Source organism: Microcoleus sp. N9_B4 (assembly GCF_036701635.1).
GTDB lineage: Bacteria > Cyanobacteriota > Cyanobacteriia > Cyanobacteriales > Microcoleaceae > Microcoleus.
The window spans coordinates 41,915-66,221 of the sequence record NZ_JAUBRC010000031.1; the positions used below are offsets into that span (position 1 = coordinate 41,915).

The 24,307-nt window shown below is 45.3% G+C and carries 22 protein-coding genes and 1 pseudogene; 8 read left to right on the plus strand and 15 right to left on the minus strand.

Features of this window, described 5'->3' with window-relative positions; genetic code table 11:
• Positions 1 to 2,286: SdrD B-like domain-containing protein (locus tag QUA43_RS20175; RefSeq protein ID WP_333376075.1), on the plus strand; the 2,286-nt coding region annotated here is incomplete at its 5' end.
• A gap of 285 nt (positions 2,287 to 2,571) precedes the next feature.
• Entirely contained in the window at positions 2,572 to 2,769 is a 198-nt protein-coding gene (locus QUA43_RS20180) for a hypothetical protein (protein ID WP_333376076.1), read from the plus strand.
• Positions 2,770 to 2,846: 77 nt separating this feature from the next.
• Here QUA43_RS20180 and QUA43_RS20185 read toward each other — a convergent pair whose 3' ends face one another.
• From QUA43_RS20185 to petB, 9 genes are all read right to left on the minus strand, one after another.
• The gene (locus QUA43_RS20185; protein WP_333376077.1) at positions 2,847 to 4,010 is read right to left on the minus strand and encodes a M12 family metallopeptidase; all 1,164 of its coding nucleotides are present in this window, start codon (positions 4,008 to 4,010) and stop codon (positions 2,847 to 2,849) included.
• A 786-nt stretch (positions 4,011 to 4,796) separates the two neighbouring features.
• Positions 4,797 to 5,342, minus strand: coding sequence for a hypothetical protein (locus tag QUA43_RS20190; RefSeq protein ID WP_333376078.1), 546 nt, complete (start codon positions 5,340 to 5,342; stop codon positions 4,797 to 4,799).
• A 259-nt stretch (positions 5,343 to 5,601) separates the two neighbouring features.
• A complete protein-coding gene (locus QUA43_RS20195) occupies positions 5,602 to 6,963 on the minus strand; it encodes a cytochrome 450 (protein WP_333376079.1) in 1,362 nt (453 codons plus the stop codon).
• 324 nt (positions 6,964 to 7,287) lie between these two features.
• On the minus strand, positions 7,288 to 7,542 hold the full coding sequence (locus QUA43_RS20200) for a hypothetical protein (protein ID WP_333376080.1): 255 nt from the start codon (positions 7,540 to 7,542) through the stop codon (positions 7,288 to 7,290).
• A complete protein-coding gene (locus QUA43_RS20205) occupies positions 7,543 to 7,866 on the minus strand; it encodes a type I restriction-modification system subunit M N-terminal domain-containing protein (RefSeq protein WP_333376081.1) in 324 nt (107 codons plus the stop codon).
• Positions 7,867 to 7,922: 56 nt separating this feature from the next.
• The gene (locus tag QUA43_RS20210) at positions 7,923 to 9,266 is read right to left on the minus strand and encodes a PIN domain-containing protein (RefSeq protein ID WP_333376082.1); all 1,344 of its coding nucleotides are present in this window, start codon (positions 9,264 to 9,266) and stop codon (positions 7,923 to 7,925) included.
• 23 nt (positions 9,267 to 9,289) lie between these two features.
• Positions 9,290 to 9,421 (minus strand): hypothetical protein, encoded by a 132-nt coding sequence (locus QUA43_RS20215; RefSeq protein WP_333376083.1) that lies wholly within the window; start codon positions 9,419 to 9,421, stop codon positions 9,290 to 9,292.
• A 153-nt stretch (positions 9,422 to 9,574) separates the two neighbouring features.
• A complete protein-coding gene (gene petD, locus QUA43_RS20220) occupies positions 9,575 to 10,057 on the minus strand; it encodes a cytochrome b6-f complex subunit IV (protein WP_333376084.1) in 483 nt (160 codons plus the stop codon).
• 183 nt (positions 10,058 to 10,240) lie between these two features.
• Positions 10,241 to 10,909: a cytochrome b6 gene (gene petB, locus QUA43_RS20225; protein WP_015174799.1), complete on the minus strand. Its 669-nt coding sequence runs from the start codon at positions 10,907 to 10,909 to the stop codon at positions 10,241 to 10,243.
• Positions 10,910 to 11,497: 588 nt separating this feature from the next.
• Here petB and ctpA point away from each other — a divergent pair.
• Positions 11,498 to 12,736, plus strand: coding sequence for a carboxyl-terminal processing protease CtpA (gene ctpA, locus QUA43_RS20230; protein WP_333376085.1), 1,239 nt, complete (start codon positions 11,498 to 11,500; stop codon positions 12,734 to 12,736).
• Positions 12,737 to 12,959: 223 nt separating this feature from the next.
• Here ctpA and QUA43_RS20235 read toward each other — a convergent pair whose 3' ends face one another.
• Together QUA43_RS20235 and psaM are read right to left on the minus strand one after the other, a co-directional pair.
• On the minus strand, positions 12,960 to 13,376 hold the full coding sequence (locus QUA43_RS20235) for a slr1601 family putative cell division protein (protein ID WP_333376086.1): 417 nt from the start codon (positions 13,374 to 13,376) through the stop codon (positions 12,960 to 12,962).
• A 285-nt stretch (positions 13,377 to 13,661) separates the two neighbouring features.
• Positions 13,662 to 13,757, minus strand: coding sequence for a photosystem I reaction center subunit XII (gene psaM / locus QUA43_RS20240; RefSeq protein WP_015174804.1), 96 nt, complete (start codon positions 13,755 to 13,757; stop codon positions 13,662 to 13,664).
• A gap of 338 nt (positions 13,758 to 14,095) precedes the next feature.
• Here psaM and QUA43_RS20245 point away from each other — a divergent pair, with 338 nt between their 5' ends.
• Positions 14,096 to 14,866, plus strand: coding sequence for a TerC family protein (locus tag QUA43_RS20245; RefSeq protein WP_333376087.1), 771 nt, complete (start codon positions 14,096 to 14,098; stop codon positions 14,864 to 14,866).
• A 142-nt stretch (positions 14,867 to 15,008) separates the two neighbouring features.
• Positions 15,009 to 15,125 (plus strand): annotated as a pseudogene (locus tag QUA43_RS20250) (Uma2 family endonuclease); the annotation flags it as partial.
• 218 nt (positions 15,126 to 15,343) lie between these two features.
• Here QUA43_RS20250 and QUA43_RS20255 read toward each other — a convergent pair.
• Positions 15,344 to 16,462, minus strand: coding sequence for a DUF4238 domain-containing protein (locus tag QUA43_RS20255; RefSeq protein ID WP_333376088.1), 1,119 nt, complete (start codon positions 16,460 to 16,462; stop codon positions 15,344 to 15,346).
• 414 nt (positions 16,463 to 16,876) lie between these two features.
• Here QUA43_RS20255 and QUA43_RS20260 point away from each other — a divergent pair, with 414 nt between their 5' ends.
• Positions 16,877 to 17,212: an element excision factor XisI family protein gene (locus tag QUA43_RS20260; RefSeq protein ID WP_333376089.1), complete on the plus strand. Its 336-nt coding sequence runs from the start codon at positions 16,877 to 16,879 to the stop codon at positions 17,210 to 17,212.
• 82 nt (positions 17,213 to 17,294) lie between these two features.
• Here QUA43_RS20260 and QUA43_RS20265 read toward each other — a convergent pair whose 3' ends face one another.
• A complete protein-coding gene (locus QUA43_RS20265) occupies positions 17,295 to 18,383 on the minus strand; it encodes an ABC transporter ATP-binding protein (protein WP_333376090.1) in 1,089 nt (362 codons plus the stop codon).
• A 126-nt stretch (positions 18,384 to 18,509) separates the two neighbouring features.
• Between QUA43_RS20265 and QUA43_RS20270 the strand changes: the two genes are divergently transcribed.
• Together QUA43_RS20270 and QUA43_RS20275 are read left to right on the plus strand one after the other, a co-directional pair.
• Positions 18,510 to 20,216, plus strand: coding sequence for an iron ABC transporter permease (locus QUA43_RS20270; RefSeq protein WP_333376091.1), 1,707 nt, complete (start codon positions 18,510 to 18,512; stop codon positions 20,214 to 20,216).
• 231 nt (positions 20,217 to 20,447) lie between these two features.
• Complete coding sequence (locus QUA43_RS20275) at positions 20,448 to 20,969, plus strand: pentapeptide repeat-containing protein (protein ID WP_333376092.1); 522 nt, start codon at positions 20,448 to 20,450, stop codon at positions 20,967 to 20,969.
• A gap of 65 nt (positions 20,970 to 21,034) precedes the next feature.
• Here QUA43_RS20275 and QUA43_RS20280 read toward each other — a convergent pair whose 3' ends face one another.
• Both QUA43_RS20280 and glgA read right to left on the minus strand, forming a co-directional pair.
• Positions 21,035 to 22,084 carry a Fe(3+) ABC transporter substrate-binding protein gene (locus tag QUA43_RS20280; RefSeq protein WP_333376093.1) on the minus strand — a complete coding sequence of 350 codons (1,050 nt, stop codon included), beginning with the start codon at positions 22,082 to 22,084 and terminating at the stop codon, positions 21,035 to 21,037.
• A gap of 729 nt (positions 22,085 to 22,813) precedes the next feature.
• On the minus strand, positions 22,814 to 24,289 hold the full coding sequence (gene glgA / locus QUA43_RS20285; protein ID WP_333376094.1) for a glycogen synthase GlgA: 1,476 nt from the start codon (positions 24,287 to 24,289) through the stop codon (positions 22,814 to 22,816).
• Between the last annotated feature and the right edge of the window lie 18 nt (positions 24,290 to 24,307).

Consider the following 24,307-nt stretch of genomic DNA (forward strand, 5'->3'; position numbering starts at 1 on the left):
GTACCGGCTGGAAGCCAAACAACTACGCTTAACCCAGTTGCAGTGACGCTGGCTGCCGGTCAAACTACTCCTGCTACCGTTAATTTTGGCAACCAAGCAATACCAGTACCGCTGAGTACCATCACTGGCATCAAATTTAACGACATTGACGGCAACGGCACGCAAGCAGCCGGAGAACTTGGCGTCGCCGGAGTTACAGTTTTCCTCGACACCAACGGTGACGGCATCCTCGGTGCCGGAGAAACTTCCGCAACTACCGCCGCTGACGGCAGCTTCACTTTCCCCAACTTGCCCGCAGGTACTTACAGCGTCCGGGAAGTTGTACCGGCTGGAAGCCAAACAACTACGCTTAACCCAGTTGCAGTGACGCTGGCTGCCGGTCAAACTACTCCTGCTACAGTGAATTTTGGCAACCAAGCAATACCTATTCCAACTCCGACTCCCACTCCGCCTCCGACTCCGACTCCGACTCCGACTCCGCCTCCAACTCCGACTCCCACTCCCGTGCAACAAGGCAGCATCAGCGGTCTTAAATTCAACGACGGCAACGGCAACGGTACTCAGGATGCGGAGGAAACTGGTCTTTCGGGATGGCAAATTTTCCTCGATGCTAACGGGAACAACTCTTTAGATTCGGGCGAAACTACTGTTACCACTGACAATTCTGGTAATTACAGTTTCAACAACCTCAATCCCGGCACCTACAATGTGCGGGAAGTCCAGCAGACTGGCTGGACGCAAACTACTGCTAATCCGGCGGCGGTTAATCTGGGTAGTGGCGAAAGTCGATCGAACCTTAATTTTGGCAATTTCCAAAATATTAGTATCTCCGGCAGCAAGTTTAATGACCTCAATAACAATGGGGTTTTGGATGCTCAAGAACCGCTATTGCCGAACTGGCAAATCTTCCTTGACGCTAACAGCAATGACTCTTTAGATGCTGGAGAAGTTAACACTTCAACTGATAGTTTGGGCGGCTACAGTTTCGCTAATTTAGGCCCGGGAACTTATCGACTTCGGGAAGTCAATCAACCTGGTTGGACGCAAACTACTGCCAATCCTGCTGATATTATTGCTGTCAGCGGCACTAATGTTAGCAATATTAACTTGGGCAATTCCTTGGCCCAAGTCCAACCAACACCACCACCACCACCACCACCGCAAGAAGGACAAGATGTTGACTGCATTTGTTCGCAAATTGTTTTACCCAGCCTTAGCAGTATTCGCGGTCCAAATTCTGTCACTAATACCCGCAACGGCACTAACGGCAACGACACTATTCTCGGCACTAATAACGGTGACGAAATAAATGGTTTTGACGGCGATGATTTGTTGGCAGGATTACGGGGCAATGATAATATTTACGGTGGACTTAACAGTGCTTTCCCGGTTGGCCCAGATATAGACAGCGACTTGGTGTTTGGCAATGAGGGTAATGATTACCTCAATGGGGTTGCTGGAGATGATTTAATCTTTGCGGGCAAGAACGACGATGTTGTTTACGGCGGCAAAGATGACGACATTATTTTCGGCGACCAAGAAAGCGATACTTTAATTGGCGACCAGGGTAACGATACTATCTACGCGGGAACTATTAACCCCTTGGAGCCGGATTTGACTGGCAACGATTTGCTGTTTGGTTTGGCGGGCGATGACTTCCTCAGCGGGCAGAACAATCAAGATACGATCGTAGGTGGTGAGGGTAATGATACAGTGCGTGCTGGCAAGGGCGATGACTTAGTTGTCGGCGAATTGGGCAGCAACCTGCTGTTTGGCGATGAAGGCAGTGATACTATCTGTGGCGGCGAGGGGGAAGATACAGTGTACGGGGATATTGGTAGCCCCCTCCCCATTGGTTCTACTGGCGGACAAGACCAAATATGCGGCGGTTTGGGCAACGATTTGTTGTTTGGCAATGAAGGTCAGGATACTGTCAACGGGGATACTGGGAACGATAGTCTTTACGGCGGTAAGGATGAGGACAGTTTGCTTGGCAGTGCTGGGGATGATTGGCTGTTTGGAGATCAGGGGAATGATACTCTGATTGGAGGCACTGGGAACGATCGATTTATGTTGGGTATTGACCTCGGCAGCGAGACTATTTTAGACTTTCAATACGGCCTCGATTCGATCGGCTTAATGGGTGGTCTGGATTTCTCCCAACTGAGCATTGTTGCCGAGAATAGTTCAACTCTCATCCGAGTTACTGGTTCCGGGCAACTTTTGGCAACTCTCAACAATGTGCCTGCCAGCGTCATTACTGCAACAGATTTTGCTGTCCTGTAGTGCGATCGAGCTAATTAATTAGGTGAGAATATTGTAGGGATGATGGATTAAGAGACTGTTGGCAAATAAGAAAAGGGTCAAACCAAACATTTTACAGCAGATTCCACGTTATTTGTGAAGTACACCCCTGATCCATGAATCCCCGTAGGGAAAAGGCATTGCCTTTTCCCTACTACTTTATGAACCTAGAATACGCTGTATAATCATGGCAAATAAACTCTGATGAGCCAGAAGTAAAATCATTTTCGGTTACACAGCGCCCTGTCCTACCTGGAGAGCATCTCAATGAAAGCAACCAAGCTAGAAATTGAAGTTTTGAGGCAGGAGACAGGAGGCTCTCTGCCCCCCCTAAGTCACCACAACCTGCTGTACCTCGTTTCAGACCCCAATCAGCCCAAACCCGCCTTCCTCGCGCACAACCTGCTGCTTGATGAGCAAATTACCCGCTTTCTATTGGGAGAAAAAAGACCAAATAGAAAATAGCTTGCCCTATATAGCCTACGGGTTGCCATGCACTACTTTGAGAAATCGCTTTTCTCTCTAAAATTTTGTGGCAGCCCTCACCAAAGCATCACTGAGGCTTCACCACCAGAAAAGTTAGAGTACAAGCGGATTCTCAACACATACCGCCGACCTTGATAAAGCCGAACATTGATTTGTGCATTCAAGTCTGTGCCACTGTCGTCGTCACCAGCAACATATTTCAGGTCACCACTCTGATCCTCGAAAAGAACCATAACTGTATCTACCTTTCCGAAGGTTCCAATTGTATAGGTTCGGGTCGCAGAGGGTTTGATGGCAAAGTTTTTCTGTTCAGCAGGCGCGAGGGACAGAATCTCGGAATGGAAGGGTTTAAGTTCTGTATAACTCGAGTCATCAAGCGGGGGATAGAATAATCGTACCTGCAACACATCCTGCTCAGAAAGTCCGCCAGCAGGGTTTAATCCGTTCTGATACTCCACAGGTTTCTCAATGAGTCCCGCTGCAAAAGCGTAGTGCATGATTGAGTTGGGGTCCCACTTTGACCCCTCCACTTCTCCTGCTGCAAGCTTTTGGAGCACATTATAAAAAGTTGTATCTCGGTCCCACTCGTTAGGAGGAGCACCGAAATATTTATAAACGGCTTCTTCGTCCCATACGATACCTGCAAACGGGTTTTGGTGCTCGTGAGGGAAACCTAAAGCGTGGCCTATCTCGTGAACAGGGACATCTACCCCACGGGAATCAGCCCGAAGATCCCAGCCGAAGTTCATGGTTCGCTCGCCTTGCTTAGGAATATCGATCGCATCGCGGCCAACATATGACCAGGCTCCATCCCCTTCCAAAAAGCCGATTCGTATCTCTGCCTCGCTGATGTTCCGAACCTCCTCAAACTTGATACCAATCCCTACCTTCTTCCACACCTCAAACCCCTGCCGCACAATCTCCTTCTGCTCATTCCCGCCTGAATAGGAACCACTCTCAAAAAAGTAATAACGTAATTTTGTACCGTTAACCCACTTCTTCCCGATTAACCGTATTAGACGAGCACGCTCCGGCGACACGCTCGGATCGAAAGTGCGTGGAGGAACCTTTGGCAAAGCACAAAAATGTTGTGCTTCTTTACCTGATTCTGCGCCACCTGAGCCAACTTTGATTCCGAGATCGAGCTTAGCTTCAATTTGTTCGAGGCGTTTTAGTAATTGCTCAAGTTGATAAGAGTCGATTTGTGAAAATTTAGTCATGACAAATTCCTCCAAAGTGTATACCTAGGGACTTTAAGTCCAAAGAACCAGCTATTTTGAGAATGTTGATTTTCATCTACCTGAATCAAGTGAGAACACAGTAGATTCAGGAAAGATAAACTGCAACCCTGTCAACAATGACCTAGATAAATGCGAGCTGTCGAGCTTGTGTCAACTGAATAAAATCCTTGTGAAACCCAGATTTTTTGTTATAATGATGAGTCTGGACGGAGAGATTTCCTACCCTCAATATCCCATGAGGAGATGGCGATCGCACTTTACAGAGAACTCGTTTTCCCCATTCTAGTTTCAAGCTTTACACTGTCAACGATCGATAGTCAGGACTGTTTTTAGAGCCTAGTCTGAAACCGTTGATTTTCCGTTGGGATATCGATTGTGCAATCGCCCTGAAACCCTTATTCTACAGTTGCCAATCAAACACTATAGCAATCCTAAATCAGTTTCAATAACTGGTTAACTGCTTCCCAGGCTCTGCCTGGGAACCGATGTCACTCTTGCTCTGCCTCGGCCCAGACTATGGAGGCAGAGCCTCCGGATATGCGTTACCAGGCAGAGCCTGGGAACGAGTATAATCATATAGGATTGCTATATCCGAATTATTGATAGGAATAATTGACAATAGCCTGCTAGAGCTTGCTGCATAGCCTTTATAGGCTAGCAAATAAAAGTGTGCGTAGTGGGGGTGGGGGTGTCGGTTAAAATCCCGGCGCTTCGATCGACAAAACCCGCCTAACGAAGCGGGTTTTGTAGTTCTCCTCAATATTTTCACTCTTTGGCAATGATTAAACAATCACTCTCAACTTTAGACAGCATATCTGGGAAAGCTGATGTGTAGTTGCCATCTTTGTCTACAATCCTGCGAAGTATATATCCGTTGTCAGGAGGTCTGCCGAAAAACGAGTTTGTGCGATGCCAGATATCTCCATTCGGAGTGTTCCAATCTCGATCGATCAAAAAATCTACCAGCCACGGCGGTACAGACCATCCAAACACTATCGGCGTGATGTGTCCGTGCTGCAAAGTTGCATCCGAGAATCGGAACAAGTAGCTGAAGCGAGAAAATTTAACTAAATAAATTAACATCCGTCCCGCCATTGATGAATGAAATGTCCAGATAACAGGGTCAAAAACACGCAGCAATAACGTCCGTTTGTCAGCATTCCAGTCAGAACTGTACATCGTCAGACAATCGTCTGGTAAAACATTCCCGTCCATAAAAAAGATACCTTGCAGGACTTCAGGTAACTCCGCTGGATGTTCTACTTTCATCCAATTCGCGATGTCTTTTAGTTGCTTTTGTTCGATTAACATGGTATGATATATCCTCAAAATAGTTGTGTTTTGGTTTCCTATTAGATACCCCCTTGATTTCTTAGTCGATCGATCGGACTTCGTTTGTGTGGCGTGCGGTTTCAACTGAGATGTTGCACCATTGCCAATAAGTTTTTCAAGGGCGGGCGGGACACCCCACAAGAAACTTGATGTCTTGTGGAACAGGCATCTTGCCTGTTAAGCGAGAATTGTGTAATATCTCAGTTTCAACCGCTGTCCGATCGAGCTTTTGGATTGATTACCGCCGCAAGTTAGGCTCAGAGCTTCGCCGCACTTTCCCTACCGTACTGACGACATCCACCAGCATCTTGAGTGCGATGTCTTTACCGGGGCAAATCCGTCCCGCACTCCGATCGCCCACAGAATGAAATCCCATATGAAAAGGGCAGAGATTCTCCCGCTTAGCGTTGAATTCGTATACCGTAGAGCCCCAGAAACTCTCGTCTAGCAGCCCCAAACTGAGCGGTATCAGTACCTTGGTTCCGGCGGGGAAAGTGCGCTCTTTGCCCGCTACCGTTGCGCTGAAAGGCTCTGTCGCGACTCGGTGCGTGGCGCTGACGGGGGCCCAAAGGCGGGCGCATTCCAGGAGGAACAGCTCGATCGACTGGCGATCGTCCAAATCGAGCTGATCCCAAAAATCAGTCGGGTTAATTTCGGCCGTCTGCTGTCCTTTATAGGCGGGGAGAGGGCGATATCCCATTGCCGTGTAGCCCAGGTGCAGGGGGCCTTGCATTCCCGCTATCCCCATAATCGATGTCATCAGCTTCGCCAATTCCCGCTTAGTCATGCCGTTGTTTTCCGAGCTCTCCTCGAAGTCGGCTAAAGCTGGGGAATTTTCATAGATAGTCGCTGCACGCTCGATTAGAGCGGACAAATCCCCGTGTCCAAACAGGTTCAGGCTTTGCAGCAGGTTGCCGATGACGGCGAAGTAGTGCAGCGGGCTTTGGCGGGTGTAATGCAATTCGGTGAGAAGTTCGATCGACTCTGAATCGTCTGGATTAATCCCAAAGATGACGTAATGCAGGTATCGGACTAAAAATCCCATCCAACCCCGCTTGACATCGGTAAAAAACGATCCCCCCGCACCATGCGACATCTCGGCATAATCGGCGGCTAGCCGATCGAGCAACCGTCGGGCGATTTCGTCTCCCTGGCGATCCGCTGTCGCACTGTTGAACAGATATTTCTGCATACAGCTTCGGAATGCTGCGTGGTTGCTGCTACCATCAGTGGCGCGATCGGACAAAGACAGTAGAAAAAGGTTCCTACCGCCGACATCTTGGTTGGGCGCGCTATCTGGTTCGAGTACAGAAGTACCAAGCCGCCATCCGCGCGCCTGGGGCGATGTGAGTGCTTTTTCCAGCGTGTCAAACTCTCCCATCACGACTTGCCCCGCGCAGCAAAAGTTGGCTCCGAAAGCCAGCCGTTTTATCTGCAAATAGGTGGGTTCGTTGGCAATCAACCCCTCAATCAGGGCGATCGGCGGTAGCATCGTTTTGCTGAGACTTTCTTCCGGGTTTTGCAAAGCCCAAACCTGAAACTCGTTCAGTGCCGGGTTCATCAGCGATGAGAAAATAGTATCTAAATTTAGGTTCATCATAATTCCTCCGAGAATCCCTCCCCATAACCCGCTTTGCATTTAGCAGCAAGAGGGTATTGAGTGGCCATTGAGCGGGTATTGAATCCCACTTAATTGCCCAAATCAGTAAGTATAACTATAGCCATCTTTATTTGTGAACACAGTGGCAACATAGATATAGTTTTACTGAATATGTCTGCGCCCAAGTCTAGCCTTGTCCCGGAGATTGAGTGTAATTTATAACGATTACTCGTAAGTAGATATACTTTCTGCTTCTAAAGTATTAGGCTCTATCTCTGAGAGGCGCACATAACCTTAGTTATCGGCGACTACTTGCTATTAAATTTAGCCAAAATCGGCGAGATTAATTAGAGTGGAGCATACCCCATTGAGAGAGGCGAAAACTTCTCCGTTTGCTGACAAACGGAAGAAAGTTGCACTGTTTTCTTGAGTAATTGACAGTTGAGAGAAAGTAAGATTGTTCCCTAGAGAAAGCAAATCTTTATTGTCTTCTTTTTTGATATCGCGCCCCGTCGCACTTTGAAGATTCCGCAAATAAGCGAACAAACCAGGGCTTTTTGTCCCGTCACGCAGCATCACCTAATCATTGTTAATGAATTTCAACAAGTCATCACCGCTCATCCCTTCATCATGAGCAGCCCAATTACCCCAGCGGTACGGAGATTGAATCAGCGGTTTGTACTTATCAAATTTTCCCTCTAAAAAGGCTTCTTCTTCTCTGATATTTTCCGCATCATCTAATAGCTGGAGGAAAAGAATCCAAGTGAATTGGGGTAAACGGTCTAATTCCCCATTCATTCCCTTATCTTTCCGCATGATGTCACGCGCCGACTTTATCATGCTGCCGAGGCGTTGAGCAGTGGTGACGGGTTTATTGGTTTGAGATGTAGTGCGTTTGGGCATTTTGAGAGAAAATTAAAGTAATCAAACTTAGAAATAGAACTCTTAGAAAACATCTACTAGACTGAGTACAAAAGATTTTGTAATTGATTTAGTGCTTTTTCTAACTTTTCTTGTTCTCCAAACAGTGTTATTATTTTAATTACATCACCATATTGAGCAAATTCAGGATACTTTATAATTGAACCGATAATATTCTGAAATACAGAAAATCCTGTTTCAATATATTTCTCTAAAAATATTTCTAAAATAGCCCTTTGCTGTGTACTATACTGCTTAAAAAAATCTTGCTTCGTGCGGAATTTATCTACTCGCTTCTTCCTGTCTAAGTCTGGAGAGCGGATAAAATCAACGGGTTCTCTGAAAGTATAGTTAACTTGCTCACTTCCTCCTATAGTAGCAGTAGCAGAAGCATACACAACTCCTCGTCTACCCGCTTCTCCGCTTGGCTCTACCCAGTAGATCCTTTCCCGATCCATTTTTATATCAGAAATTTTTTGAGTATCAATTTCATACAAGCAATCTCCTTTGGCTCTTAAAAGAGCTTCTGTCCTTTCGACCTCGCCATTATTCTGTATATCAATACAGTGGTAACAAAGTTCAAAACTTAATGCTAACTTGCCATTTATTTCTGTAAAAAATGCTGAAAGTGATGATTTTTCAATTTCGAGTGTAGTTATTTCAAATCCAATTTCCGTAGCTAATTCTCGTCTTAATCCACTATTAACAAGGTTGTCAATAGTTAAAATAATATTTGAATAGTCAAGTGATGGTACGTCTTGTTGAAGAGCCTTAAGGCAGGATGCAATATTGTTATAAATAGATACCTTTGCTCCCATTTTATTACACTCATTTAATAAATTATCCGCTAGTTCTTCAGTTTGCTTTTCTCTATTTTTAAAGAAATGTTTATCGGCACTAATAAAATATATTGTATATGAATATGAAAGTGTTAATATTGCTTCCCAAATAGCTGAATCTTTAAATTGCTGATTGTTTTCTCCATTAGGTTGAGTTTTTTCATTAATTCTCCTTAGTGCTGATTTAGCGTGTTCAAATGTAAATAAAATCCTAATAATTACGTCATCCAAATCTGTTAACCTTTCTTTAACAGCCGCTTCTAATTGAGCTTTATTCGGTACTTCATAAGAATCGCGAAAGCCCATAATTACTTCAATAGATTTAAACCCTTTATCAATTTGTTGAATGGCTTTAAGTCCGTTTTCAACAATATTTCTCGTAAGCTCTTCTTCTATAATTTCCGGTAGACCTATTTTTCCATTACTTTGTTTGAGGATGTAAAGCAATGCCGAACCCATAGCCGTTCGCATCAAAAGACTAGATTCTTGCAACCATATATTTGTATCAATCACTACACAAATTGGTTTGTGTTCTGCGGACATTATTACAACTCCTTTCACTTTTCCTAAGCCGAATACAATAAACTCTGCAACTGCTCGACTGCCTGCTTCAATTTATCTGCCCCGCCAAATAAGCCAGCAATTTCTCGCACGTTGCCATAGTTGTCAACCGCTTTCACCTTCAAAGATGCTGGCATTACCAACTGCTGCGGTCCACCTCGATCATAAATCCCAAATCCCCAATCTAAAATCTAAAATCTAAAATCAAATGACGCCCGCTAAAGTTTCCCACCAGTACGAAAGCACTTTACAGGAAACCCGCAGGCGTCAAAATCAAGCAAACTTAAATCTTAGAAAAGACCCAGTGTGAAAGATTTGTCGATCGGGAAAATAGCACCAATACCCAACCACAAAGTTACAGCAGTTCCCAACAGGAAAACAGTAGTAGCAACCGGGCGGCGGAACGGATTTTGGAATTTGTTAACATTCTCGATGAACGGAATCAAAATCAAGCCAACGGGAACACCAGCCATGCAAGCAATACCCAACAATTTGTTAGGCAAAACGCGCAGAAGTTGGAACACAGGCCACAAATACCATTCCGGCAGAATTTCCAGCGGAGTAGCAAAAGGATTAGCAGGTTCCCCAACCAAAGACGGGTCTAGTACAGCCAAACCCACGCACAGAGAAATCGTTCCCATGATGACTATAGGGAAAACATACAGCAAGTCATTAGGCCAAGCTGGTTCGCCGTAATAGTTGTGACCCATGCCCTTAGCGAGCTTAGCGCGGAGCGCGGGATCGCTCAAATCTGGTTTTTTGAGAATAGACATAGTAACAGTGTTCTCCTTTTAGTTTTACCCGGGGCTGCCATTCCGCTGTATTCGTTAGTTTGAATCAGCGGCGCGATCGCAGGAAGTATTAGCCGTAAATAAATATCATGAGTGATGAATTCTGAATTTTCAACTCACAATTCAGCGGGGGGCAAAAAAAATACCGCCCCCACAACTCAAAACTTACAACGGGCCAGAGATACCTTGCTTGCGAATCATCAAGAAGTGAGCCAGCATGAAGACTACAATCAGCCAAGGCAACACAAAAGTGTGCAAGCTGTAGTAGCGAGTCAAAGTACCTTGACCGACGCTGACACCGCCGCGCAGCAGTTCAACCATCAAAGAACCGACAAACGGGATAGCTTCGGGGACGCCGGAAACGATTTTAACTGCCCAGTAACCGATTTGATCCCAAGGCAGGGAATAGCCGGTCACGCCGAAAGAAACAGTGATGACTGCCAAGATTACTCCTGTCACCCAGGTTAATTCGCGGGGCTTTTTGAAGCCGCCTGTCAGATAAACCCGGAAGATGTGCAAAATCATCATCAGCACCATCATGCTTGCAGACCAGCGGTGGATGGAGCGGATCAGCCAGCCGAAGTTGACTTCAGTCATCAGGTATTGCACTGAAGAAAAAGCTTCTGCTACCGTGGGACGGTAATAGAAAGTCATGGCGAAGCCGGTGGCAAACTGAATCAGAAAGCAAACTAAAGTAATTCCGCCCAAGCAATAGAAAATATTGACGTGCGGGGGTACATACTTTGTAGTGATGTCATCGGCGAGCGCCTGAATTTCCAGGCGTTCCTCAAACCACTGGTAGGTTTTTGAGTCGGTGATTTGTTTAGAAAACATGGAGCCAGAATTCCTAAAAGAATATTGCTGTGGTTGAGGTTCAGGGCAGCAGCCACAAGGTTTTTTGTCGCCCCGCGCCGAGCAGCTTGCTTTTACTAGCAAATGCCTGAGGCTATTTTTTAAATTTGGAGCTGACGAAAGGAACTCTATTGTGCGATCGCCTGCAAGCCCTGGGAAACTAAGCGGTGGCTTGTCCCTACTCGCTGGCGTTGCCCGATCGAATTCCAGACTGTGATAAAAAATGTAACATAATTGCTGTGCAAATTTCACGCGAGCGATGCTTTGGCTGAGTCTCAAATACCATGTTCTGCAAGCTCAACATCCGCCCCAAGCTGGCATACAGCCAAGACCAGAGCCCAGGAGCGAAGTCCGAGCCGACCACCGGGTCCCTGGGGCGTAAATTTTAATATTTATGATAAAACTTCACTCATTTTGCGATTAAATGTTACATTTAACTAATTTTTTGTTCGCGGCGGACGTTGGACGAAAGCCGAATGCCTTGGGGAGATTTAAATGGGCAAAAGCTTAAAAGCGTACAAACGTAAAATACATAAAATGTAATACTTACTGGTATTTTACAGAAAAATCATGCACAGACGAGTTTTCCAGATTGCTATTTTACTTTTCCTCCAAGTCGTCCTAGTTCTAGGTGGGTGGGCGCAGCCTGCGGCGGCTCTAACTCCTGAACAGCAGCTATTGAGCGAAGCTTGGCGAATTGTTAACCGCTCTTATGTGGACGACAGCTTCAACTCTCAAAACTGGTGGTCGATTCGCCAAAAAGCTGTCAAGCAACCGCTTAACGACAGACAGCAGACTTACACGGCGATTCAGGGGATGCTGGCGAATCTCGACGACCCGTTCACTCGACTGCTCAAACCCGAACAGTACCGCAGTTTGCAGGTCAACACTTCGGGAGAATTGACGGGTGTGGGGCTGCAAATTGCGATCGACCCCCAGACAAATACCCTGACAGTGGTGGCTCCTTTGGCCGGCTCACCGGCGGACAAAGCTGGCATCCAACCCCTCGATCGCATTCTGAAAATTGACGGCACTCCTACCTCAGAATTGAGCCTAGACGAAGCAGCAACTCGAATGCGCGGCCGCATCGGCACTGCCGTTACCTTGACCTTGGGGCGCGAGGGAAGGGACGCTGCTGAGGACATTGAGCTAGTGCGCGATCGCATTGCTCTGAATCCGGTTTACGCCGAATTGCAGTCGGGGTCGGAGAATTTACCGGTGGGCTACATTCGCTTGAGTCAATTCAGCGCTAACGCCACTGAAGAAGTCGCTCACGCGATCGACCGCTTGGAAAAACAAGGAGCCGCCGCCTACATTCTCGATCTACGAAACAACCCGGGCGGACTGTTGCAAGCAGGGATTGAAATTGCCCGTCTGTGGCTCGATTCCGGGACGATCGTCTACACGGTGAACAGACAAGGCATTCTCGGCAGTTTTGAAGCCTCTGGACAAGCCCTAACTAACGATCCGCTGATTGTTTTGGTCAATAAGGGAACTGCCAGTGCTAGCGAAATTTTGGCGGGTGCGCTGCAAGATAACGGCAGAGCTCAACTGGTAGGAGAAAAGACTTTTGGCAAAGGACTGATTCAGTCGCTGTTTGATTTGTCTGACGGTTCCGGGTTGGCCGTGACTGTTGCTAAGTACGAGACACCGAACCATAAAGATATTAACAAGCTGGGGATTGCGCCCGATCGCGTAGTGCCTTTGGAACCTATCGCGCGCGATCAAATCGGCACCGAAGTAGACTTGCAATATCAAGCTGCACTGCAACTACTGAAAGAAAAAACCATGCTGGCAAAGTCAGTATAAGCCGGAGTTTGAAGTTTTGAGATTCCAACAGGTAACAATACGCAGGTCTGTCTGTCTCTGCGTTTCGTTCGCCCGGACAGACAAGAATCATCCTAAAAACTCTTTTACTCAAAAGTGATATCAAGTCCGACAGATTCATCTGTCATTGGTTCGCACAGCGAACAATGACATACAAGAATGATGCACATCGGACGTGATATCAAAACCCAAAACAGCCGTTCCCTTAAGGTTGCGGGGTTGATTCCTCGGCTTCGGGCACCTCGGCTTCTTGTAAAATCACCTGACGCTGCTGCGGGTCAGCTTGGTTGCTTTGCTCTTGCATCACAGTTTTAGCAAGACTAGGGTCAAAGTAGCGGTTAAAGTCCGATCGCGAGCGATCGACTCGCCCCTGGGTAAGATTGACTTCAGCTTGGATTTCGTGCAATTTTTCTTGTACCGCCCGGTAGTGAGGCCAAAGCTGAAGCAAAGCAGAAGTGGCACAGACTGAAAGTACCATGTTGACTGCCAACTTGACGCCTGTTTCGGCCGCGAGGGTTTGGTGAGGGTAGGAACGCTGGCGGCTGCTGCTGCGACGAGGAGTAACCCGAGGGGAGTTTTTTACAGGACGCAGTGGGGTAACGGTGGGTTGAATCGCTTGCATAATTTTTTTTCAAATACCTGAGACTAACGTTTTAGAGTTCAACAGAGCAAATTCTGAGCTTAACGCACACTCGCCGCTGTTAGTCAGGGTGCTGACAGCCAAAATTGTTGAGACAAAGGTGACGCATGAAGACGGAATTTTCCCATAAAAATGCCTGCCCTTGCAGTCTCGTCTTGCTGAACACAAACAATCTACTGCACTGGGGCAGCAATTGTCTGTATCTGTAATGCGAGAGATTTAACTGCTCAGGCAGGCGTTTTGCGGTTCGCAACTGGTGTCTGGAAACTATTTGTACAGTTCAGTTGACAGCCGGAAAGCCAAGATTCCGGGAATCAAAGCAATTACGAGCGCTACGTAGACTTGGGTATCTGTTAAAGACATATTCGCAAAACTCCTTTTCGCGGGGACGAGCTTTCACCAATTTGAGACAAATTGGCGCTTTTGGGAATCATTTGTTACAACTTGCAACACAAATGCTGCCTCCGGGGAGGAGTGGCGCAGTGGCGCAGTGGCGCAGTGGCGGAGTTTTTGAGTGTTGGAGGGGGAGAATTTTTCCTTGTTTCCTGGGACTGCTTCCTTTTGCCGTTGTTCGGACGATCGCCTCCCACAGAATTACCGAGTTAGGTTAAGATTTAAGTGAAGGTGACACTAATGTTAGACAGAGCGGGTAATTTGCGCTGCGCTCGATCCTTGCCATTTTTAGGTGCACAAAATAGTTAATGCTAGATCAATTTCTCGACGCTTCACCCAATTTTGGAGTTGACGGCTTTTTATTATTGTTGGTTTTGGTGGCTTTGGAGGCTGTACTTTCGGCTGACAACGCGATCGCCCTGGCGTCTATTTCTAAAGGTTTGGAAGATGCCAAGGATCAGCAAAGAGCTCTCAACTTGGGTTTGATAATTGCTTTTGTACTGCGGATCGCCCTAATTTTAACGGCTACTTGGGTGATCCAATACTGGCAGTTTGAGCTGCTTGGTGCTCTCTACCTGCTGTGGCTTGTTTTCCAACATTTTACTTCAGATACAGACTCTGAAGGAGAACATCACGGGCCCAGATTTGCGACTGTGTGGCAAGCAATTCCCATGATTGCTTTTACGGATTTAGCGTTTTCATTGGATAGCGTTACTACTGCGATCGCTGTTTCTGACAACACTTTTATCGTCGTAACAGGCGCTACTATTGGAATTATTGCCCTGCGATTCATGGCAGGGTTGTTCATCCGCTGGCTGGATGAGTTCGTTCACCTAGAAAGTGCTGGTTACATCACAGTTGGGTTCGTGGGAATGCGGTTGTTGGTGAAAGTAATTAATCCGGATTTAGTTCCTCCGCAATGGCTGCTAGTTTCCAGTATCGTCTTGATGTTTGTCTGGGGATTTTCTAAGCGTACTCCTGAGTCAGTCGAGATTGCAAAATCTCTAGAAATGGCTCTGAATCAGCCGGATTCAGAAGTTGCTGTGCGAGAAGCTCAAGGACAGAAGTCCGAAAATTAACATACTTTCCTTTGAATAAAATTAGCTTAAATCTGTCAAACCAACAAGATTGAAGGCTGGTCAAAACCTGCAAAAGCCTTTCATCCCGGTGACATTAGTCCGGGGATGAAAGGCTTTTATTTTTTGGTAATATTGTTTATTTCACTACCCGATCAAACTCATGGGAGTACAATTAAGCCTATGGGAAGGCATTTATCAAAATCAAACTCAGCAATGGTTAGGCTGGTGGGATAGCGAGGGGAATTGGTTGCTGAAGGGGTTGGCGGCATATTGGCGATCACAGGCGATCGATCGGATCTGATTTGAGCCTTGGTGGTAGTTTTATTGTTTGAGGAGAGGGAAAGAGGGCGAGCGATGGGAAGGAGTTGCTGGCGATCGGGTTTCACCTGTCGGTAAAAAATGTAACCTTCCGGTTGAGCGGCTGCAAGTAACCTTTTCTACATAGGGCAATGGTTTTAGATTGTTTTTGGGAGATGTCTAATGATTGCCGCCTTGATCTAATTCAACAATACTACGTTGTCTTTGCTCATCTATAAACCTTAGGATCTCCATGTGTTTTGCAGATAGCTCAGGATCTCTTTCTTGATAAGAAGACGCAGAGCCTTTAGATTTTCTCTTGATTTTTATGAATGAAGGCATTTTCTTTAATTTGGCTTGTCGTGTAAAAACCCAATGCGTCGATCTTATTTTTCCTTTACCTTCCTTCTTTGTTAACAACATACCACTCTCAGGCTGATGCAGTTTAATATTTTTGTGTCTTTCGTATAACTGTCTTATATGAGCCTCGCTTTCCCTCGAATAAAACCCTATTATCGAATCTGAATTGATGACTTGGAACGAATTCAAGATTTCAATATCGCTATCATTAGAAATGCAAGTTACTGAAGTTCTTTGTCCATATTTATACACTTTTGGATCGTACAGACAAAGTGTTATTTTGGGTGACAATGGAAGAAAAATTTGCAATCCAATGGCGGTAATACTTGTGACGGCAGGATCTTTTAGCTCGCGGTAAAGCCAGTTGTAAATAAATACGGGATGATCAGATATATAAAATTCTGAGGAAGTTTCATTTTTGATAATATGATATTCCAAATCTCGTAAAAGCCCAGCAACAAGCACCGCATTAAGAGTAATTAGAGAGGCTAAATTATCCTGGTTAAAGTTGAATCCTCCAGCACTTGCCTCTTCTGGATCAAATCCATTCAAACTTAGACACTCTCGCACTATTGACTCAAATTGCGAATTGACGAATCCACTCACTCTTTTACTAGCTTCAGGCGTTCTGAAGTATAGAGATAAAATAAATCTGTGCAAAGTTAATAGCTCTTCGCTGATTATATTAAAATCTCCACTGACGATTTTCTTTACTACGCTTGAAGCTGGTCCCTCTATCATGTCAGCTAGAAAATTCTCGACTAGGTTGTCTTTGTCATAAAAATAGTTCTGTGAGAAGACTCCTCTAACTGGTTGATTATATCTCACGTGCGACCTATCCATATCAAATATATTGATGATTTTTTTACCCTTGCTCCCATCAGAAGCCCAATAGTTAAGCAGAAGCTGTGGGACATAATGCTGCATCTTCGTACTCATTAACAACTCTCACTCATTAACAACTCTCACCTACTACATACAAGGCTAAACTCCAACCAAATAGCCTGGGTATATATCCTAACCAGCAAGTCAGCCGCATAAATTATAATTGTATTGCAGATGCGGTACAATACATCATATATAACCATAAAATACCCCAAGTTGCCCCTGTATGTCAACCCCTTATTAGTCCCCATCCGAATCTCTTTTTATCAATAGAGTTCGACGCACAATCCGACTCAAACTCTTACTCGTCGCCCTGAAAAAAGCTATCTTTATTACATACTAGAACATTTACTTTTATAATCAGCGACATTCACAACAAATGGGAGTTCAAGAGATTCATACTTATATTTTTTAACCTAAATTATCGAATTATTTAGTTTACGAACCAAATCAAGAGGTGATTCTCCAATGGATAACTCACTAAGCTATGCAGACATCCTTAAAAAAACCCTGCAAGAAGCAACGATCGCCCAACCCCGTTTACAGGCGATCCAGCTTTACCCCGTCTGTGATGTCGATTCGGGTCACTTTCTGATTCTCGCTACAGGCTGGGATAAACAGCTCTGGATTGACACGATTCTGTTTCATGCTCGTTTAGTCGATTATCAAGTTGTAATTGAAGAGGATAACTTCGAGGAAGGTCTAAGCCAAGCGCTGATGGCAGCGGGTATAAAAGCAGAGCATATCGTGACTAGCCCCTTCCCTGACAACAGCGATAGACAGAAAACCTATCAGGCAGTATAAGGAAGAAGCAAGAGGGGGAGACTGGGAGATGGGAAGAGGGGGAGGATTTTTTCCCAATTAGCAATTAGCAATTACTCATTAGCTATGGCTTAGGCTTACCGACAAAGAAAGCTAAGGGAGAATTCTCACCACAAGATAACCGAACTTTAGAACCAATGGGAAAAACATTTCCTGTGGTTGTCAGTGCATATAACTTTTCGCCCGAAGGAGTCTTTAAACAATAACGATTTTCTCTACCTAAAAATTGACGATCGCAAATCACAACAGCCGAATCTTCATCTAAGTATAAACTTAAATCTTCCTGCCGGATCATCAATTCTCCTTCAGTAGAAACATCACAAGGAACTTTTACAAATGAATCTCCTTTAACAGCAAAACAACCTACTTCTGTTTCCCAAAAATCCTGCTTCAGCGATGCAGACACAAAATTAGCTTGCGTCACAAACTCAGCCACAAATCGAGAGGCTGGTTCTTGATAAACTTCCTCTGGAGTGCCAAACTGTTCTAATTTGCCTTGACGCATCACCGCTACCCAATCTGAAATCGAAAGTGCTTCTTCGCGATCGTGGGTGACAAATACACCAGAGGTTCCCGTTGCTTTGAGAATCTCGCGGACTTCTTGACGCAATCTTAACCGTACTTGTACATCTAAATTACTCAACGGTTCATCTAGTAAAATAATCGCAGGTCTAGGGGCTAAAGCACGGGCCAGGGCGACTCGCTGTTGCTGACCCCCCGATAATTCATGGGGATAACGGTTTTCCAATCCTTCTAATCCCACCAGCGCTAATGCTTCGGTGACACCTTTCTGAATATTATGCTTTGACTCTTTTCCTTGATGCGTCAAGCCAAAAGCTACATTTTTCGCGACTGTCAAATGGGGGAAGAGTGCATAGTCTTGAAATACCATACCAATGTCTCGCTGTTCCGGCGCGACTGACATATTAACACTGGCTACAGTTTTTCCTGCTAGAGCGATCGTCCCTGCTTGTAGCTGTTCAAAACCAGCAATTAACCGCAGCAACGTTGTTTTCCCACAACCCGATGGCCCCAACAACCCCAGTATATCTCCTTGATGTAAGGTCAGGGTGACAGATGCCACCGCAGGTGATGCAGCTTGGGAATACTGTTTTGTTACACCATCCAAATGCAGAATTATCGGTCGAGCCATTATTGCTATAAATAATCAACAACTTACTATTCTACAATATTCCTGTTTAGTGAGATTAATTATCATAAAGGCTTGACAAATGTTTACACATACTGATAAACTAGCAAGCTAGACTTTTTACTAGCAATGAAAAATTCCCAAAAATCACTACACCAAACAGGAATCAGGACAATCCAATGGCTATCGACCTTACGCGGTTTATCCGCTAGTGGGTGGACACTTGCGGTTATCGCTTTAGCATTGCCGATCGCCATACCAGTCATCAGTGTCTTATCCAGTATCTTTTTTGAAGCTAAAGATACATGGCAACATTTAACCGATACAGTTTTAACCCGTTATATCGTCAACTCTTTATTGTTAATGATCGGTGTAGGCTTTGGTGTTGTCGTGATTGGCGTAGGATGTGCGTGGCTAGTAACAATGTGTCGCTTTCGGGCCAGTCGCCTATTTGAATGGGCATTACTGTTACCCTTAGCTGCCCCAGCTTATGTCCTAGCTTATACTTATACAGACTTTTTAGAATTTTCAGGCCCAGTTCAAACTGCTTTGCGTTATATTTTTGGCTGGAGTTATGGAGACTATTGGTTTCCTAACGTGCGATCGCTCCCTGGAGCAATCTTAATGCTAATCTTAGTTTTATATCCCTACGTCTACCTATTAACAAGAGTTGCCTTTTTGGAGCAATCAACTTGTACCCTAGAAGCTAGTAGAATACTCGGCTGTAGCCCTTGGCGGAGTTTTATTACCGTTGCCTTACCAATGGCAAGACCCGCAATTGTAGCAGGTTTAGCACTGGCTTTGATGGAAACTCTCAACGATTATGGCACTGTTCAGTATTTTGGAGTTGATACATTCACCACAGGTATTTATCGGACTTGGTTTGGCATGGGAGAACGAATTGCAGCCAATCAATTAGCTGCGATGCTATTATTATTTGTTCTCGGTTTAATTTTACTAGAACGCTGGTCGCGAAGTCGGACTAAATATTATCAAGCTAGCAGCCGCTATCGCCAACTACAAACTTATCAGCTTAAAGGAATTAGGGAAATCTTAGCGGTAATTGCTTGTTTGATGCCGCTGTTTTTGGGTTTTTTATTGCCAGCAGGTATTTTAGTCAAGTTGACCTTAGCTAATTGGCAACTCACTTTAGATGAACGCTTTTGGATCTTTGCCCGTCATAGTTTAATTTTGGCCACCCTGACAGCAATTTTAGCCGTAGTTATTGCCTTAATTATGGCTTATGGTTTACGGTTATATCCTAATTTAGGAGTGCAGTTGGGAACGAGAGTTGCGGCAATGGGCTATGCTGTACCTGGATCTGTGATTGCAGTGGGGATTATGGTTCCAATTGGAAAATTTGACAATCTATTTGATAGTTGGATGCGTGAAAACTGGGGAATTTCTACAGGCTTGTTGTTAAGTGGTACGATCGCAGCTTTGGTATTTGCCTATATAGTTCGGTTCCTGGCTGTTTCTTTAAATGCGGTAGAGTCAAGTTTGAGCAAAATTAAGCCTAATTTAGATGATGCGGCGAGAAGTTTGGGTTATAGCCCGATGCAAACTTTAGTTACAGTTCATACACCAATGATGACCGGAGGTCTACTAACTGCCATGATGTTAGTATTCGTTGATGTAATGAAAGAGTTACCTGCTACTATAATTATTAGACCGTTTAACTTTGATACCTTGGCTGTGCGAACTTATCAACTTGCCTCAGATGAGCGATTGGCTGAAGCTTCTGGCCCAGCATTGGCAATTGTTTTAGTGGGGATGTTACCGGTTATTTTATTAAGTTGGAAAATTGCGCGATCGCGCAAGTCTTCAATAGTATAACCCCCAAATCTCTTTCCTGCTTGCAGACCTGATTGATTCTTTTAAAGCTATAGTCCGACAGGGTTTTCAACCCCTGTCTCATAGCGAAAGTCGTCTTCAGACGACTATACAGCTAGGATTTCAGTCGGTTTCAACCGACTTTAGCTATAAGAGGGGGAATTTATTCCCTGGCGGGTTTCAGGAGAATGTATCAACCCTTCATCCCTCTTCCTTTTTCCTTCATAAATCAAGATGATTAATAAAAAATTAGCAATGTTTACCCGCACTACTGGCACAATCTCTTTCTTACTACTTACTGTTTTTGTCACCTTTGGATGCCAAAAACAGGTGGCTGGTCCCCTCGAAACATTACAAAAAACTAAGCAATGTCCAGGATGTGACCTGACTGATACCAAGTTAAGTGACATGGATTTAACCAGCGCTAATCTCAATGGTGCTAAGTTGGAAGGCGCAATGCTAGAAAAGGTCAAACTTAATGAAGCCTTACTCGATAGCGTCAATCTCAAAGGTGCAAATTTAAAAGGTGCTTCTCTGGAAAAAGCAGGTTTATCTGCCGCTGATCTCACAAATGCTGATTTGAGTAATGCAAATCTCAAGGGGGCTTTTTTGCGAGGGGCAAAACTGAATAATGCCAATCTTAGTAATGCCGATTTAAGTGAAACTGACTTAAATAGTGCGGATTTGACAGGGGCAAACCTGACAGGGGCAAACCTGAAAGGCGCTATAATGCCGGATGGTAAAATTAAAAATTAAAGTTGATGGGATTCGGCGGTTGAAACCGCCGAATCACAAAGAGTAGCTTCTTGTTCAAAAAGCCTCTATTTCCATCCTGCGCGATCGGCAATCTTTAAAGCTTCGGGGTTATTTTTCCCAAACACATCAGGGTTGAGAGGGTCAGATTTGAATGTACCAAAACTGGCAACCGTAGGATCGATCGCCACACCTGAAATCACAGGGTATTCGTAATTACCCCTAGCAAAAATTTGTTGCGCTTCGCGACTGGCTAGGTGTTCCAAGAATTTGGTCGCGCCTGCTTTGTTACGGGAGGTTTTGACTACACCAGCACCACAAATATTGACGTGAGTACCGCGATCGCGCTGGTTTGGGAAAAATACACCTACTTTCGCTGCGATCGCCTGTTCTGCTGGATCTTTCGATTTCATTAAGCGAGCTACATAATAGGTATTAACCAGGGCAATATCGCCTACCCCAGCAGCAACAGCTTTGATTTGCGCCGTATCATTTCCCTCTGGAGGACGCGCAAAATTAGCCACTAATCCTCGCGCCCAAGCTTCTGTTTTTTGAGCTCCATGAGCTGCTAACATAGCCCCAACCAGAGACTGATTATAGATATTAGTGGACGATCGCACTAAAACTTTGCCTTTCCACCGAGGTTCTGTCAGCGCCTCATAGGTTGACAATTGAGCAGGGTTCACCTTGCTTTTGTTATAAACAATCACCCGTGCCCGGCGCGATAGACCAAACCAGAAACCTTGAGGATCTCGCAAACTTGCTGGAATTGCCGATGTCAGGACTGTTGAAGAAACAGGTTGCAGAATACCGGCTTGTTTTGCCCGCCACAAACGCCCACCATCCACTGTGATGAAAACATCAGCAGGGCTATTTGCACCTTCACTTCTGATCCGTTCAATTAGTTGGTCAGCATCCGCCTCAACGAGGTTAACCTTGAGCCCAGTTTTTTTGGTGAAGCTTTGGTACAACTCATTATCAGTATCGTAGTGACGTGCTGAATAAAGGTTGAGAGTGCCGGTTTGGGCTGCGACAGGGGCTTTTTTGCTTAGTTCCCCCACTGCCACGACAGCCATTGCTGTACCGCTGGCAAGAAAAATACGCCGAGAAATGCTCATTGTTCTATAATGATAGATTTTTTCATCTGGTAATTGACACGATGGTCTCTCTACAGCCATCTATAGTCAGTGCTTTACTATATTAATGCAAGTAATTCTTATTTGATGATCGAGAGCGTAACTATTTTAGGGCTGACGCACTCGTGCTCAGAAATCCGGTCTCGACTTCGCTCAACCGCCGGTTTTTTTCCGAAAAGACTTTGTTATAAGCTGTCGGGCATCTTGCGTTGTATTTTTCGGGCGGGCGGGACGCCCAACCCCTACTCCCCACAACAATTTCATCTGAGATGTTGCACCATTCTCAATAAGCCTTTTATGAACAGGCTGGACGGCCTGTTCCACAAAGAGTGAAGTTTCTTGTGGAACAGGCCGTCCAGCCTGTTAAGCGAGAATGGTGCAACATCTCAGTTTTATCTCACATCTTGCACCAATATCAGCAACGGGCTAGAAGCCCGTTCCACAAAGAGTGAAGTTTCTTGTGGAACAGGCCGTCCAGTCTGTTAAGCGAGAATGGTGCAACATCTCAGTTTCATCAAACTTGACTGTAAAATTTCGATGGGCCTGGGCTTAGCCCACAGATTAGGTAAAAAATTTGCTGATCAAGGTCTTGATGCGTCCAGGACTGTATTTATTACCTGCCCGAATTCTCGACCAGGCTCAACAGCCACTAAGAGGCGGGCTACCAGTGCACAGCTACAGTTAGTAAGTTGCACACTGGTCTCCTACGGATTATTTGTGTCTAATTAACTCGTAAATTTCCACATAGTCTTTAGCTGGATATTTCCACGAATTGTCACAATTCATGCCTTGAAGCATGAGTTTTTCAAATTCATCATGATAGTCATACCACAATCCGATCGCCCGATCGAGCGCCGACTCTAAAGCCGAGTAGTCGGTTTGGTAAAACACGTAACCGTTGCGTTCTTCCGGCAGGTGGCGGGTGTCGTAATCTCGATCGAACACAGTATTCACCAAACCGCCAACTCCCCGTACCACAGGAACAGTACCGTACCTCAACCCAATCATCTGAGTCAGCCCGCAGGGTTCGTAATTACTGGGAACCACAATCATATCCCCACCCGCGTAAATTAAGTGCGACAGTTCCTCATTAAAACCTAGTTCTAAATGGCAGTCTGGATTGTCATTTAAAAAGTATTTTTCGTGCTGGAAATGAGCGTTAATTCCCGCTTCCGTCGCAGAACCCAAAAGCACGAATTGCGCTCCCTTACTCAGAGAGTAATAAATTGCATGGTGGACGAGATGAACGCCTTTTTGGTCGTCCAAACGACCGATAAAGGTAATAATAGGCTTATCAGCATCGCGCAGGAACAGCCGATCGCGCAAAGCTTTTTTAGTTTTCGCTTTTCCTGCCAAATCATCTTTAGTGTAGTGCTGCGGAATGTAGCGATCGCTTTCGGGATTCCACACATCGTAATCGATGCCGTTGAGCACCCCGCGAAACTTATCTTGATATAAATGCAAAGTGTGACCCAAACCGTAGCCACACTCGCCGAGGTGAGCTTCCCAAGCATGGTGCGGCGAAACCGTGGTGACAAAGTTCGAGTAAACAATCCCACCTTTCATAAAGTTGAGGGCAAAAGGGTTAAAGTTATCTCGGAGGCGATCGTAATCAAAATAATAATCATCTCGATTCAAACCAGTTGCTTGCAAAACCTCGCTTCCTCCCATGCCTTGATGTTTGAAATTGTGAATGGTATAGCAGACTCGCTGATTTTCCATCCAATTGTATTTGTAAATTTCAAACAGCATGACTGGAATCAAACCAGTTTGCCAATCATGACAGTGAATCACATCGGGACGCTTGTTGCTTCTGAGCAAAAATTCCAAAGCGGCTTTGCTGAAAAATGCAAACCGCATATTGTCGTCATTGCAGCCGTAATAACAGCCGCGATTAAAAAAGTTATCTTGAGATCGAGGTTCGATGAAAAAACACAACTGCCCGTGCACCCAGCCGCACAAGACATCACAGAGGATTTCGCCGCCGTACCAGGGCACAGCCAAATCCCGGTAGGCTTCGTGAAGTCCCCAAATGTGGTCGTACCTCATGCAGTCGTACTTGGGTAGAATAATCTCGACGCAGTGGCCGGAATTCTGCAACTCCCGACTCAAACCGTAAACTACGTCGCCCAAACCCCCTGCTTTGATGACGGGGGCGCACTCCGAGGCAATTTGTACAATGTACATTTTTTTTCTCGCTCCTGG